Below are 14,569 nucleotides of genomic sequence, written 5' to 3'. Positions count from 1 at the left end.
TCTACTACTTATATCTTTTCATCGACAATAAATCCCATCATTTCTGCCATTGCTGCATATACATCTAATAACTTCTTCGGAGGTATTTCCTTAATCACTTCATCTGTTTCCTGATTTATGACTTGGACATAGTAATCATCAAGCTTTTCATGATATTCATATTGAATATTAGTAAAAGTTGGTTCTAAAAAAGAATTCAACCCATCGACTAACTCTTGCGCTTGATCTCGGCCTAACGAATCTTTTGATAACTGTACATGGTCATTGGATCGCGCTTCTGCTGATGTGGATACTGCTAAAGTGTCTTTACTACTATGCAGGAGTGGAGATCCAGTGATCATACTACCAATTTCCATGACGTTCATCTCCTCATAAAAATGATATGATTACGTATATGATCAATTACTTATATTCATTTGTTGATGAAAAGAAGAAAAATCTAGCAAACTAGACTTTTCCCCTTTCAATACACTTAGCCTTTTGTGTCAATGCTTCCTCCCAAATGAGGTTGCATAGATGATTCCATCATTTGAATCATACTCTTGCCTTGTGATTCTGATTGATTCATCGCTTTGTCCATAATTGACACACTTGCTTGTTGCTTAAGTTGTGCTTGATTCATCACAACGGATTGTGCAGCTACATCCATATGGCACACCTCCTTTATCCAGAATAGGATTTACGTTTGCGACAGATTCTTCCTTTATACGAAACGTCTATCATATATATCGGAACATAATGACGGATGTTAAAGAATTCTCAATAAAAAACTGCCTCATAACAGAGACAGTTTTCATTTCAATAAACGATTACTGATCGCTTCAATGTCCTCTTTTGCTTGTGATTGAATCGTTTCATTTCCATAACGGACATGATCATACAAGCGTTCCAATTGTTTAAGCATGTCATCATTATCCGATTGCTCAACTACTTCATGCGCTGTATAGGCAGGTGACCATTTTCCTTGTTCATAAACCTTTTTGGCTACGACGCGATACAAATAGCGCACTTTTTCTTCATCAGACAGCTGGTCAAATTTCGGTTTTCTTGTCATCACTTTTTTCACAGCGGAAGTGAATTTTTCTTGTTGCTTTTTGCGCCAATCTTGCCAGTTCCATAGGTTTTCTTTTTCATCCATATATTCACTCATCGTTTCTTCTGGCTTACGGCGAACGACAAAATCTTTCAATAATCGCCATAATGAACCGATGACGCGTTTGATTCCGGCACGCGCTTTTTTAAACAATACCGCAATCAGTAATAAAACAAGCGCAACAATCAAGATAATCCCCACACCATACATGATCGTTTCCATCAATTGTGCGAAGGCAGATGGTTCTTCTTCTTCACTAAAAGGAGGCTGCATCGCACCTTGTTGTGGTTGTTCCTGTCGTACGTCGCTATCATTTTGAAACAGTTCCCCGAACCAAATCACCGACTGAATCACAGATCGAATCCCATGAAAGACAGCAGATTGAACGATCTGGAAATTGGTCAAAAGAAACACAAGTCCAAGTGTTGCAACGAGATATACTTGATTGAGCCGACGAAGCTGAGTGCCAACACGGGCTTTCTTCCCTTTTTCTAAGGTCGCTTTTTGTAAATGTTGACCGTTCGTGACAAATAACATACAAAGCAAAAACAAAAACCCTGCATAACTTATTACATCAGTGTCAGCCGTCAAACGATCAACGTTTACAAACACGAGATAACCAATGAGATAAATCGGCATACAGATGGCCCAAAAAATTCGGTTCGGCAATATGGCTGACCACTCATTTTCACCATATAATAGTCCGCGATATCCTGCCAAACTACCGATGATCAAAGATATTGCCGCACCTATCCAACTATCGGTAGCGACGACGGCAAATAGTCCACTCAAGACAACGGCTAGAAAAAGAAATATCCATCGCGTTCGATCAACAAAAATGTAACGACTGACAGCTGATACGGCAAAAACAAAATACAAACCAATCAGCCATCCATATGGTGCTTCATTCAATAGCACAGCCACCGCTAATAAAATCGGAAAAAAACCGAGGAGTTCAACCAATCCTTGAACGAGCATCAATCCCATCGGTTTCATTTTAGCTTGCATCCGCTTCACCTGCTTCTGTTTGCACCTGATCCAGCATCACTACCTCTACAGCATTCCCCATCGCTTTCAATTGCTGAATCTGATGCTCGATTTTTTCTGTCATGATGGCCGTGAAAATGACAATGTCGGTATTGGTGCGTTCAAGGTCAATTTCTTCTTGTAAAAACGCTCGAAAATTCCGACTACGATCCATCGTCAATTTCGCGATCGCATCAAAAATGTATTCAATCTGTTGCCCGCTTTGACTCGGTTCCACCCGAACAGACGGTTTAATCGGCGCCGTTTTATTGGTGAATGGCTCGACAAAATACCCATTACAACCAAACCCAGTAGCCATACCTTCTTCAATGGTCGTGTTGGCTAAAGACGCTGCATACGACAAAGCTTTTTCAATCACTTGTTCATCATGAATCGGCAGCCGAATATCCTCATTTAAATCAAAATTGACATAGATCATGACATGATGATCAGCAGTGAAATCTTTCTGGTTAATCTGTAATTGATTCGTTCGTGCGGTCGCCTTCCAATTCACTGCTTGTAATGGATCACCGTATTGATATTCGCGTACCCCTTTTTGCAAGAAAGGATCTTCAATAATCCAACGTCTGACCGTGATATCACCAAACCAGCTATGTGACGGCAAAGGAATATCGTCCATTGAGATGACTTTAGGATACACAGTTACCGCCGTACTGGCTGAGACGGAGTCAAATGTTTCACCGAATCCGACAACGTCCCCTGTCGTCACAGACACCGTGTCTAATGGATAATAACCACGCCGTTTCGCGACAAGTTGGTGGGTCCGCCGTATGCGTTGAAATGGCATGAGGCTGAATAATGTTCGGTGAAACACATCTGGTTTGTTTTCATTCGTTTGATCCGATGATATTGTCAGGTAAGGACTCATCTTTGACTCGAGACGAATCCAAGGAACAGGGAGCCATTTTCGATTTTCAATTTCGTCCACCATCTCTATGGTTTCCCCTTCGAAGGCAGTCGTTTGCTTAAAATGTCGTTGATAACGTATACCACGTAGCCCCCATTTACTATAAACCATGCCTTGCAAGAAAATCACCACAAGGAGGACGACAATCACCCATGCAATGTTCATGCTTACACCAAATCCTTTTCTCTCTCGGTCGGTACTGTTACTTGTTGTAAAATCTCATCAATGATGGAGGCGGTATCCCCTTGTTTCACGCCGATACGTTGCGACGGAACGATTCGATGAGCTAATACCGGTTTGGCCATTTGTTTCATATCATCTGGAATCACATACGTTCGCCCTTGCAGTAAGGCATACACTTGAACCGCTTTCAATAACGCTTGACTTCCTCGAGGCTCACGCCTAATGCTGTGCTTTGATGCTCACGCGTCGCTTCAATGACATCCATCATATATGAAAGGCAATCATCTGATACTTCCACTTCACTGTAGACGTTTTGCATGGCAACCATTTCGTCGGACGAAGCCACCGCTTGTAATTGTTCTAACGGATTCTGCGATTTAAACCGTTTTAAGATCGAAATACCTTCTTCCTTTGTCGGGTATCCCATATGTACTTTTAACAAAAAACGATCCAGCTGTGCTTCAGGTAATGGAAAGGTTCCTTGGCTTTCGACCGGGTTTTGTGTCGCAATGACGAAGAATGGTTGTTGCAGTGAGTGCGTTTCACCTTCTATCGTCACTTGGCGTTCTTCCATACTTTCTAATAAACTGGATTGCGTTCGTGGCGTCGCTCGGTTAATTTCATCAGCTAACAAAATATTTGTAAAAATCGGTCCTGGTCTAAATTCAAATTCACTTTTTTGTTGACTGTAAAAATGAATACCTGTTATATCTGATGGTAATAAATCAGGTGTAAATTGAATCCGCTTAAAATCGGCATCCAATGATTTTGCTAATGATTTCGCTAACATCGTTTTTCCTGTACCAGGTACGTCTTCCAATAAAACATGGCCAGAAGCAATCATCGCTGTCAGTAACAAGTCAATCGTTTTCTCCTGACCGACTACGACCTGTTGCACATTTTCGCGTAACTTACTCGTCATCCCCTGCACTTCTTCTAATTCCATGAAAAGTCTCCTCTCTATATGTTTACGCTTTCAATTTCATATATTATATATAACATTTTTGTCATTCATATAGCAAAATTTACGGTTTTTTCCTCGCATATTTTTCTGAAAAATAGAACTTTTTACTCTGGTGAAAATTTTTCCGAGTATTTGTAGTGTAATTGCACCATTTTTGGTACGCTAAGATTAGAACATATTCATTCTGTATGGGGTAAATTCATGGAAGACAGGAGTTTTGCAAAATGAAAAGGGTCGTACTTATTGGCGGTGGCTACGGTGGCATGAATGCATTGCATCAAATCATTGAAAATGACATCCCTTCCGATGTACAAATTACCGTGATTGATCGCAATCCGTACCATTCCTTAAAGACTGAATTTTATGCGATTGCTGCAGGAACCAAATCTGATAAAGAAGTTCGCATCGATTTTCCGATTCATGAACAGATTTATTATGTATTTGGCGAAGTCGTCGAAATTAATACTGAAGAACAGAAAATTTTGTTACGAGATAATGAAGTACCGGTTACATATGATTTCTTATTAATTGGGCTCGGCTGTGAAGATAATTATCATGGCATCCAAGGGGCAGCTGAATATACCGAAAGTGTGCAGTCCATTGCTAAAGCGCGGCAAGCAGGGCTACGTATCAACAGCTTACCAGCCTACAGCCAAGTGTCCGTTGTTGGGGCTGGTTTAAGTGGAATCGAAGTCGCATCCGAAGTTCGTGAAAGCCGACCCGATTTAAACATCCGATTATTGGACCGGGGAAGTTCAGTCTTGTCTGCGTTCGATAAAAAAATTCAATCCTATGTTGAAGAATGGTTTCGCGAGCACGAAGTACAAATCTTGCATCATTCAAATGTAGAATTGGTCGCAGATGGTATTTTTTACAATAACGGTGAAGGAATCTTAAGTGATGTGATTATTTGGACAGCTGGCGTGCGTCCTCATCGACTTGTACGTTCCTTACCGTTTGAAAAAGATCGCCATGACAAAATTATTGTGAATGAATATTATCAAGTTCCTGGAAATCCAACAGTATTTGCCGTCGGTGATTGCGCCACTTCTGAACATTCACCGAGCGCCCAACTTGCTGGGCAACAAGGTGAGCAAATCGGACAAATTCTTGCTGACATTTTACAAGGGAAACAACCCAAAAAACCGAAAGATATTAAGCTCAAAGGACAACTCGGGTCACTCGGTAAATCAGACGGTTTCGGAAATATGTACAGCCAGCCAATGACAGGACTGCTTCCACGCTTAGCGAAGTCCGGTGTTCTTTGGTTAAATAAGCGACATTAAAAAAAAACGCACCTGTGATTGGATGTCGCAGGTGCGTTTTTTTGTGTGGATAAAAGCTTTCATTCGAAGTTTCTGGCTTCAAAGGGAAAATTCTAGCCTCAGTACAATTTTTCTGGCCTCACTGTGATAATTCTCGCCTCAGCTAGCTTAACAATATCATTCTAACTTCATCAAAAATTTTTACTTTTCTACATTTTTCAGCGTTAGCAATTGTCCTATTTTATAAAATTTTGTTGTATTTTGTTCTTTATATTGAACATTTTATTGTGATATTTCTCGTAATATATAGAAAAAGTTATTATTATCATTTTATATTATATAAATAGACATATTTGCGGTTATAAAGTGTTATTCAGCGTTTTATGTTTTATTTTGAATCAATTATACTTAGTTTGTTCTCAATAAAGAACAAAATTAAAGGAGGGCTTTTGTATGTCATTGAAGAAAAAACTTGGATTAGGAATTGGATCAGCTGCATTAGGACTAGCACTTGTTAGTGGAGGTACATATGCATATTTTAGCGATCAAGAACAAACCAACAATACCTTTGCTTCGGGTACACTCGATTTGTCTGTAGACCCAACTACCATTATTGATGTTGAAAATTTAAAACCAGGAGATTGGATGAACCGTTCATTTGATCTCATTAACGATGGTTCGTTAGACATTTCTTCAGTCAACTTACTAACCGATTACACAGTCACTGACGCAAACGGCGATAATGTAGAAGATTTCGGTGATCATCTTCGTGTAAATTTCTTTTGGAATGATGATAAATCAACTTTAGGACCACTATCACCTGATCAAGTGGCATTTCAAACGACGTTATCAGAATTAAAAGATATGGATCCAGACACCGTAGCCAATGAAATTTTCTTACCATGGACAGAAGAACCGGCTGGCCTTGAAGTGGGTGACAGTGACACTTTGTATGTTCAGTTTGAATTTGTTGATAACGGAGAAGATCAAAACGAATTCCAAGGCGATGCACTTGAACTAGAATGGACATTTGAAGCTCAGCAAACAGAAGGAGAAGAACGCTAATCAAATTCTAACAATTTGGGAGATTGGGTTTTGGTCTCATTCTCCCCCTTTATTTTTATCGATATTATTTGACTGAGATATCCATAAAAATAAGGGTTTTTACATTATTGGTTCGTTAGGAGGTTTTGCATGAAAGTTGCACGTTTTCAAATTTTATTATGTATTAGCATCCTTTTGGTTAGTCTGCAAGTGGTTTCATCGGTTACGACAAATACAGCCTCCCATTATCTCGATCAATCTGAAGATACTATGCAAATTCAGACAGGACATTGGTGGGATGGGAGTGACTTACATATATTAGATAACTCCAAGCAAATGATCAATGCTTGTCCAGCATATCAGTTACAATTTTCCATAAAAAATAAAGGATTTACGATGTTGGGGAGCACAGATTATGAACTCTATTATTCTCAAGCTAACGATCCTGCGAAAGACGGTAGCATTATGGATAAATCTACACTTTCTTCCATTAAAAAAAATAAAAATAAAACATTAACATTCTCTGTTGAGCAGCCAGGGAATTATCAATTAAAAGTCGACCAACGTCCTATGTATGAGGATAAAGACACACCTAACTCTGTTTGGAGCGAAATCATTACTGTCATTTGCGAAGAAAAAGAAACAACCGAACAGCAAAATCATGACTCAAGTGAGCAATCAAAACAAGAGAAACCAGAAAATATATCAGAAGAAGAGACAAATGAAATCAACGATAAAACTGATTCAGAAACTACTAAAGATCAACAATCTACACCCGAACAACCAAAAGATAAAGAGGAGGATTCATCTGAAGGAACTGATACAGGTGAGACTACTACCAAAGAGGAACAACCAACTGAAAAAGTAAAAGACCAATCACAAAATAATCAAACGAAGGAAGAGGAATCAACTGAAACGAAAGAAGGTGACACAAATGGAACCAAGAAGCCAAAAGTATCAACTCAGGAAAAACAAGAAAGCACAGATAAAGAAAATCGTTAGTCATACGGTTACTGCTATTTTAATTACAGTTCTTATCGCTGTCAGTAGCTTCGTGATTATCACTCGATTCAACGGTGGTGAAGCTGAACTATTCGGTTATCAACTAAAAGCCGTTTTATCTGGTTCCATGGAGCCAACATTTCAAACTGGATCAATCATTGCCGTTAAAAAATTTAACAGCGAAACTCATCTAGACAAAGGCGATATTATTACATTTATCGATGAATCCGAAAAGCTGATTACACACCGCATTCATCGTGTTTTGGAAAGTGGCGACGAGACATTATACGAAACAAAAGGTGACAATAACGATGCGCCTGATCGACAACTGGTGCAATCCGAAAATATTGTAGCAGAATACACAGGCTTTACTATCCCATATGTCGGATATATTATTGATAACATTCAATCACGTATCGGCCAATCTCTCTTACTCATTTTGCCTGGCGCTTTTCTGTTTGGTTACGGTGTATTAACGATTTGGCAGATCTTCCGTGAGCTAGATAATAAAACAAAACGTTTATCGAATGAAAACTAGATTGACGACACGTTTTATCAAAAAGGCAGGTGTAAATATGAAGCGTTTTAGCTATTGGTTGTTGCTACTCCCACTACTCACAATACTGTATGCCCCCATAGAAGTATCAGCAACGAGTCAAGATTCATTAATTCAAATCTCTGGTGATTTATCAGCTGACGGCAAACTTTTTCAGCTAGAAAACGTAAAACCTGGTGACTGGGCGAATCGAAAGCTTTCTTTGTCAAATGTAACAAATCATGATGTTCACTATCGAATGGATGTTCAATACACAGATGGGTCAAAACAATTATATCAAGCGTTGAAGTTAAAAATCACCAACAGTAATGAGACTGTCCTATTTGATGATGCGTTAGCCAATTTATCCAATCAAACAGAACAGACTCTTCGACCAAATAGCAACGAAACGTTTCATTTTCAGCTCCGTTTTCCATCAGAATTAGGGAATGAATATCAAGGATTAACGACAAACGCCGACATTATCATTTCAGCGGAAGGTAATAGCGACACACAAGAAAGTAGTTTTCCATTATCATCCGATAGTCAAATTCCTACACATGACAACTTGCCAGATACCGCCACATTTATATTCCGTTTTTTCTTAGTCGGAACCGTACTATTCACAGCTGGAACCTTGCTCCTATTGTACGCAAAAGCTAGAAAAACCGCATAACTGGATGAAGGTCTACTTGCTATACGCATTGCGGTTGTTTTCGCTTCAATTAGTGAGGTTCTCGACTTCGTTTCATTTTCTGGCGTCACTGGGATAATTCTCGCCTCAGTTCAGTTTTTCTGGCTTCGCTCTGGCTTATTTTTCGCTTTTTCTGACTTTTGCTTTCCCTTTGCATCTTTTGGTGATTTCTCTATCTGTTGATTATCTTTTTTCTTTTTTGGATTCTGTTTATTACTTGGCTCGGGCTGATTGGATTGTTCTTCAGCTGATTGATCTTCCGCTTTATTCTCTACAGGTGGATTTCCTCGCTTTGGTTGATCTTTTTTCGGCGGATCTAATTTATTTACTGGTTTTCCGCGATCATTTTTCTTCTTTTTGTCTGATTGGTTTTTCGACTCAGCTTTTTCTTCTTTCTGATTTTCTTTTACTGGCTTTGTTGGCGTATTTTTCTCTGATTGCGTGCGTTCATTTTGAGATGACTCAGATTGCGCTGGTTTGTTTTGTAATGGATCAGTTTGCGCACGTTTATTTTTTGATGGCTCAGATTGCGCGTCTTCATCTTGAGATTCCTCGTCCTCGTCAGATACATTCTGTTTTTCCGTATCGTTTTCTTCTACAGCTTGTTTCATTAATCGCTGCTCTTTCAGCTCTTGATAATCTTTTTCCGACTGCTTTAGCGTCTCAACTTTAGCTGAAACTTGATGATCATGTAATGCCTCGGAAAACATTTGATCAATCTCCGGTTCAGTCGTTTTCTCCTCTTCAGCTAAATGAACCCATGTTGCGGTAATATGGGCTTTTTGATCAGATGATAAATACCCAGATTGCTTCAATTGCTCAACAACCTGTTCAATCGCTTGATCTATATTTCTGTGATTAAAAGTCATTTCTTCAATGATTTTTTTTCCATCTTGGTTCACGCCACTGACATCGATCACTTCAAATTCTTGATTCAATTGCAACTCAATACTTGGATTAATATCCACCGCAAGAAGGTAGGCTGGCTCATGATCTCGGTCTACAAAAGGCCATTGCATGAAAGCGACGAAAAGGATAACCGCAAATGAAGCAACTGATATGCCCCACTTCGAAAAAGACATAATAGGTGTGCGCTTCACTTTATGCATATAGCGTTCACCAATTAGCGGAAATGAGTGATTGGGTCGCGGTACATTGTGAAACGAACCATCATCATCCAATAAAACAATTTGCTTTTCACCAACGTCAACAACGGTCCCTGTTATATCATGACCTCTCATCGCCTACACCTCCTTCCTTTTGTACAAATGATTGTAAGTAGCGCCATTCTGGATGCATCCAAATGATCAGTACTGCGATCAAGTATTTACGATATTTCTCAATCGTTTTGCGACGGAAACCCGTTTTATCAATAAACGACTTCATCGGAAACCATTTTCGTTGATAGAGCTGGTCAACGAGTTCTTTTTCTTTATAAAAGCAACTGGCCATATAAAAAATTTTCTTACGTGTGCGTTGATGTTTCGGACTAGCAGATTCTAATTCATGAAATTGGATCGAAAATGGGGCTAGTTCATCTTGAAGCGCCACAATTTCATCTGCTAATTCAAACTTTTTTTCTTGTTGTTGATACGCTTGGCTTGAAATCACGTGTTCCTGCTGGTCAATGATCTCTTGATAACGATTCTCTTTACGAAAATAATCTACAAGTTCACGATAAATCAGCAAGTACACGTAATTGAGAAATGTTCGGCCGTGTTCCGGTTGATACGTATCAATGGCTCGATTAAACGCAATTAATCCGAGACTCGCCTCATCATCATTCCACGTTTTATATTGACGACAAATTTTCCCCACCACATTCATGATGTAAGACTCGTAATAACGAATGACTTCATCGCGCTTTTCTTCATTGCCATTTTGAATGGCTTGGATCCATTGCTCGATTTCTTGCTGCTTCATAAGCCCTCTCCTTCACCGTGTAAAAAGGAAGGCTTTACCACATATATCAGGTAAAGCCTATGTCTCTATCTAATGTAAGCGATAGAACAGAAAGGGTAAATAGTTTTTTGAAAAATTAGTCGAATTTTATATTTTTGTGTCGATGGAATTAATCATCTTCACCTTGTTCATCTTCATTCTCATCTGATTCCTCGTCTTGATCCTCATCTTGATCATCTTCGTCTTCGCCCTGCTCATCTTCGTCATCCTCATTTTCATCTTCGCCTTGATCGTCTTCGCCTTTATTTCCGCGCCCTTTATTCTCTGCTTTTTCTCGCTTTTTTTCTAAAGCTTTCTCTATTTTTTCTTGTTTCTTTTCATATTTTTCTTCAGCTTTTTCACGCTTTCTTTCCGCTTTTTCTTCTGCCTTTTCTTGTTGTTTTTCTGCTTTCTCTTCAGCCTTTTCTAACGCTCGCTCCGCTTTTTCTTCTGCCTTTTCACGTTTTTCCTCAGCTTTTTCTCGCTTTTCTTCAGCTTTCTCTTCCGCTTTTTCCACTTTCTCAGCCATTTCTGATTGCTCATCTTCTACTTCATCAGATTCAGTTTCTGTGCTTTCTTCTTCGTTTTCAGCATCTTCGTTATTCTCAGATTCTTCATTTTCTTCACTATCTTCATCTTCGCTTTTCGCTTGAGCTGCTAGAAAGTTTTCATATGCTTTCTGTTGGTTTTCTAGTGCTTTTGTAATACCTGCCTTCGCTTGTTCAGGCAAATCTTCACGTTCTAACAAGGATTCTAGTTGTTCCGAACGTTTCTGTAAATTTTCCTCTACCTTATCCGTCACAGACTGGTCTTGTTCTTCTTTCTCTTCGTTGCTTTCTTCTTGATTTTCATCAGATTCTTCCGGCTCTTCTTGCGTGTCATCAGTAGAATCTTCGTTTTCTTCTGTTGTTTCATCTTGTTGATCTCCCGCTTGTTCTAACTGCTCCTCTAATTGCGCCACCTGCTCTTGATAGTCTTCTAGCAACTGATTCGCTTCTTCAACATCACCAGACTCAATCAAAGTTTGCACTTCATTCAATCGATCATCCGCAAATTCGTCAGCTAGTAATGTTTTCTCAGAATCATCCTCTGTTAACTCTAATTCAACTTCTTCCACCATTCGTGAGGTATCATAAAAAGCGTCTTTTGGTGTGATCACCGAATTTTCTTCCTCAGCTGATACATGACCAGCAAATGCAAACATACCTGCTGAAGCCAATAACATGATTTTTTTCATTCAGATCATTCCTCCTACATTAGTTTTTTATTGAAATTGATTGATGAAAGGTTTCAATCATTTTTTGATTTTGCTCGTGTACCTTTTCTGGTGTCATAAAAATGACGATGAGGTGACGATTAGACCCTTGATGAAAATAGATGTCACCGATAATATTTTCTTTTCGGTTCGTCTGGACTGCTAGATACTGTTCTTTTTCTTCAATAACTTCAACATGATTTGAAAAAGATCCAACCGCTTTACTTTTCAGCTCATCCATCGATTCATCGCTAGAAACGGTTGTCACAATCGCTTGTGTTTTGCCATATGTAAACACGACATTGCCATCCGTTTTCTGAGATGGTTCATCCAGCTGCCATCCTTCGACAGCATCAATTTGAAATATTTCGTTTTCATATAAAATTTGTGAGCTTGCATCGTTCGTTGGCGACTCGTCCCCTTGATTCGATTGTTCATTTTGACCACAAGCTACTAGAAAAATAGTACATAATATAATGCCAATGCGTTTCAATCCGTCACCTCCTGTTGTGCCTTTTCACCTATCTATACGGAAATGGGAATAAAAAATAGGGGGGAATATAAAATTTTTTCATAAAAAAAGAACAGCAAGATACTGTTCTTTACATTTACTATTCTCAGTTCATTGTATGTGGCTGGAAGGCTGTTTCTAATTGGGAACGCCATTCATTTAAATTTGGAAACAAGCCGCTTTCCATATTTTCTACGATTTTGTCATAGTCTTTCATTTCGTAAAGTTGCACGACCGCTTCAATGTTCTTCTTAACATCCTTTGTTTTTTCATCCACTTCATCATTTTTGAACTCATCATCGACCGTCTCAATCGCATTTTCGATCGATGCAAATGCTTGGACAAAATCTTCAAATAAATATACGGTTTCATCCTGTTTGCCTGCTTTTAATTGCGAGTGAATATGCGTCATGCCTTCATCCATTGTTTCTGAGAGTTCTAAAATATGTTGCATTAAGTGTATTTGCTTCTCCATACTTCACCTTTTCTAAAAAAATTGTCTACGTTATTGCGCCATCATTTGTGACAATTGACTAGACTGTGCATTCATTTGCTGAATCGCTTGTTCCATCCGTGTAAATTGATCCCAATAACGATTTTCAACTTGAGTTAAACGCTCCTCAAAATCTGAAATCTCTGATTGCGCTTCTACCATTTGACGACCTAATGTATAGGTTTGAAGCGTCGCACCAGCTTTACCCGCACGCTCTTCCACACGATTGATCGTTTGGTCCATAGAATCCTCCAGTCGGTTAATGATCCCTCGACCAGAACCTTCCACATCGTTCGAAAATAGTTTATGAACCGAATCCGGATCTTCACGTAATGCATCTTTTAATTTCGTTTCATTGATTTCTAATTTACCGCCATCCATATAATTAGAAGTCGTAGAAATTCCAATTTCACTTAAATGTTGAAACGCTCCATCATTATCAACTGTACTATACCAATCTCTACGCATCGAACTCATTCCACCTGATAGAATCGAATCATTGCGTAGCATACCGCTTTTCGCTTTTTCATTCCACAACTCGATTTCATTTTCAGACATTTCGTCTTTCTGTGCATCAGTTAACGGTTGATAATCACGGTTTCTTTCTGCATTTAATTTTCCATTCACTTCGTCGATGACTTCATTATATTTTTCAACGAATCCTTTAATTTGTTCAAAACTGGATTCCACATCTTCATTTACTGTCACTGTTGCTGGAGAATTCTCTTGTGTTGTTCCATGAAAATTAAAGGTAATGTTATTTATCTCATAAGAATTTTCATGAGGTGTAAATTCTTTCCCATTGTATAAAAAAGAAGCGTCAGTACCACCCGTTTCGACTTTATCCCAAGAACCATCATCTTGTTGTTCACCATTTTTAACTTGTAATGTATCAACAAGAAAGTCAGAACCGCTTTGCCCGTCAAAACCAATCTCGGCACCTAAAAATTCATCCGATTTGTTAAAGTTTCCTGTCTTTGTTCGTTCTAAAATCACTTTATCACTATTCTCATCATAACTCGCACGGATTTCATTATTCGTTTCTGAACCGATGCGATCCAATACAGTGTTTAACGATTCATCCGCTGAATATGAAATATTTTTCGTTTGACCTTCGCCATTTTCATTATAATACGTAATATTAAATGAACCATCACCGGTAATATTAGAACCAGCAAAATCTTGCTCGCTTAATTTCCCGTCTGCATCAATTTTTGAGCTTCCCGATATAGTGGACTCACTCATGTTAATGGCCGAAGTGGCTAGTTGATTCACTTCGATTTGATAAGATCCCGATGATGCAGAAGGTGTAGCAGAAGCTGTAACTGCACTTGAATTCGTAGACGAAGTTGATTTTTGACTATAGGTACTTTCTAGTTTCATATCCAACACTTTTTGATCTAATTCAGAAAACAGTTTATTCACTTCTCGATAAGCATCACGCTTCCACGTTTGCCATTTCAAGTCTTGGTTCATCTTGTCTAATGGCTTCCGTTCGGCATTCATTAATTCCTTAACCATGCTTTCGGTATCAATACCAGATGCAAGACCTGTGACACGATTGGAAGTATTTACACTGTACGCCATACACACACTCCTCGTTTTCATAGATTGTTATTATTTATATCGGAACTA

Annotated in this window: 15 protein-coding genes and 1 pseudogene; 5 read left to right on the top strand and 11 right to left on the bottom strand. The window is 38.8% G+C overall.

Annotated elements, in window-relative coordinates; genetic code table 11:
* Positions 1–8: 8 nt before the first annotated feature.
* From flaG to J416_RS00440, 5 genes and pseudogenes are all read right to left on the bottom strand, one after another.
* Positions 9–356, bottom strand: a complete 348-nt coding sequence (gene flaG, locus J416_RS00455; RefSeq protein WP_003462650.1) for a flagellar protein FlaG — start codon at positions 354–356, stop codon at positions 9–11.
* 116 nt (positions 357–472) lie between these two features.
* Positions 473–649 (bottom strand): YjfB family protein, encoded by a 177-nt coding sequence (locus J416_RS15230; protein WP_003462648.1) that lies wholly within the window; start codon positions 647–649, stop codon positions 473–475.
* A 144-nt stretch (positions 650–793) separates the two neighbouring features.
* A complete protein-coding gene (locus J416_RS00450) occupies positions 794–2,101 on the bottom strand; it encodes a hypothetical protein (protein WP_003462645.1) in 1,308 nt (435 codons plus the stop codon).
* Positions 2,091–3,212, bottom strand: a complete 1,122-nt coding sequence (locus J416_RS00445) for a DUF58 domain-containing protein (RefSeq protein WP_003462642.1) — start codon at positions 3,210–3,212, stop codon at positions 2,091–2,093. Before J416_RS00445 ends, J416_RS00450 begins: the two co-directional genes overlap by 11 nt.
* A 2-nt stretch (positions 3,213–3,214) precedes the next feature.
* A pseudogene (locus tag J416_RS00440) lies at positions 3,215–4,176 on the bottom strand (AAA family ATPase).
* Positions 4,177–4,418: 242 nt separating this feature from the next.
* Between J416_RS00440 and J416_RS00435 the strand changes: the two are divergent.
* The 5 genes from J416_RS00435 to J416_RS00415 all read left to right on the top strand — a co-directional run bounded on the left by J416_RS00435 (position 4,419) and on the right by J416_RS00415 (position 8,716).
* Positions 4,419–5,480 carry an NAD(P)/FAD-dependent oxidoreductase gene (locus J416_RS00435; protein ID WP_003462627.1) on the top strand — a complete coding sequence of 354 codons (1,062 nt, stop codon included), beginning with the start codon at positions 4,419–4,421 and terminating at the stop codon, positions 5,478–5,480.
* Positions 5,481–5,912: 432 nt separating this feature from the next.
* Entirely contained in the window at positions 5,913–6,524 is a 612-nt protein-coding gene (locus J416_RS00430) for a CalY family protein (RefSeq protein WP_003462626.1), read from the top strand.
* Positions 6,525–6,653: 129 nt separating this feature from the next.
* Positions 6,654–7,505, top strand: a complete 852-nt coding sequence (gene tapA, locus J416_RS00425; RefSeq protein WP_003462625.1) for an amyloid fiber anchoring/assembly protein TapA — start codon at positions 6,654–6,656, stop codon at positions 7,503–7,505.
* Positions 7,438–8,043 carry a signal peptidase I SipW gene (gene sipW / locus J416_RS00420; RefSeq protein WP_003462624.1) on the top strand — a complete coding sequence of 202 codons (606 nt, stop codon included), beginning with the start codon at positions 7,438–7,440 and terminating at the stop codon, positions 8,041–8,043. The genes tapA and sipW overlap by 68 nt, the downstream gene beginning before the upstream one ends.
* A 37-nt stretch (positions 8,044–8,080) precedes the next feature.
* Positions 8,081–8,716 carry a hypothetical protein gene (locus tag J416_RS00415; RefSeq protein ID WP_003462623.1) on the top strand — a complete coding sequence of 212 codons (636 nt, stop codon included), beginning with the start codon at positions 8,081–8,083 and terminating at the stop codon, positions 8,714–8,716.
* A 110-nt stretch (positions 8,717–8,826) separates the two neighbouring features.
* Here J416_RS00415 and J416_RS00410 read toward each other — a convergent pair whose 3' ends face one another.
* From J416_RS00410 to J416_RS00385, 6 genes are all read right to left on the bottom strand, one after another.
* On the bottom strand, positions 8,827–9,975 hold the full coding sequence (locus tag J416_RS00410) for an anti-sigma-I factor RsgI family protein (RefSeq protein ID WP_003462622.1): 1,149 nt from the start codon (positions 9,973–9,975) through the stop codon (positions 8,827–8,829).
* A complete protein-coding gene (locus J416_RS00405; protein ID WP_003462620.1) occupies positions 9,962–10,657 on the bottom strand; it encodes a sigma factor in 696 nt (231 codons plus the stop codon). The genes J416_RS00410 and J416_RS00405 overlap by 14 nt, the downstream gene beginning before the upstream one ends.
* 148 nt (positions 10,658–10,805) lie before the next feature.
* Complete coding sequence (locus J416_RS15600; RefSeq protein ID WP_003462615.1) at positions 10,806–11,912, bottom strand: DUF5667 domain-containing protein; 1,107 nt, start codon at positions 11,910–11,912, stop codon at positions 10,806–10,808.
* 19 nt (positions 11,913–11,931) lie between these two features.
* Positions 11,932–12,423, bottom strand: coding sequence for a hypothetical protein (locus J416_RS00395; RefSeq protein WP_003462612.1), 492 nt, complete (start codon positions 12,421–12,423; stop codon positions 11,932–11,934).
* Between the two features lie 124 nt (positions 12,424–12,547).
* Positions 12,548–12,916 carry a DUF8042 domain-containing protein gene (locus J416_RS00390; RefSeq protein WP_003462611.1) on the bottom strand — a complete coding sequence of 123 codons (369 nt, stop codon included), beginning with the start codon at positions 12,914–12,916 and terminating at the stop codon, positions 12,548–12,550.
* 30 nt (positions 12,917–12,946) lie between these two features.
* A complete protein-coding gene (locus J416_RS00385) occupies positions 12,947–14,521 on the bottom strand; it encodes a flagellar hook-associated protein 2 (protein WP_003462610.1) in 1,575 nt (524 codons plus the stop codon).
* Positions 14,522–14,569: the final 48 nt, after the last annotated feature.

Origin of the sequence: Gracilibacillus halophilus YIM-C55.5, from assembly GCF_000359605.1 — a bacterium.
GTDB classification, from domain to species: Bacteria; Bacillota; Bacilli; order Bacillales; family Amphibacillaceae; genus Gracilibacillus; species Gracilibacillus halophilus.
The sequence above is the reverse complement of the archived record's forward strand: the minus strand, read 5'-3'. Positions and strand labels throughout refer to the sequence as shown.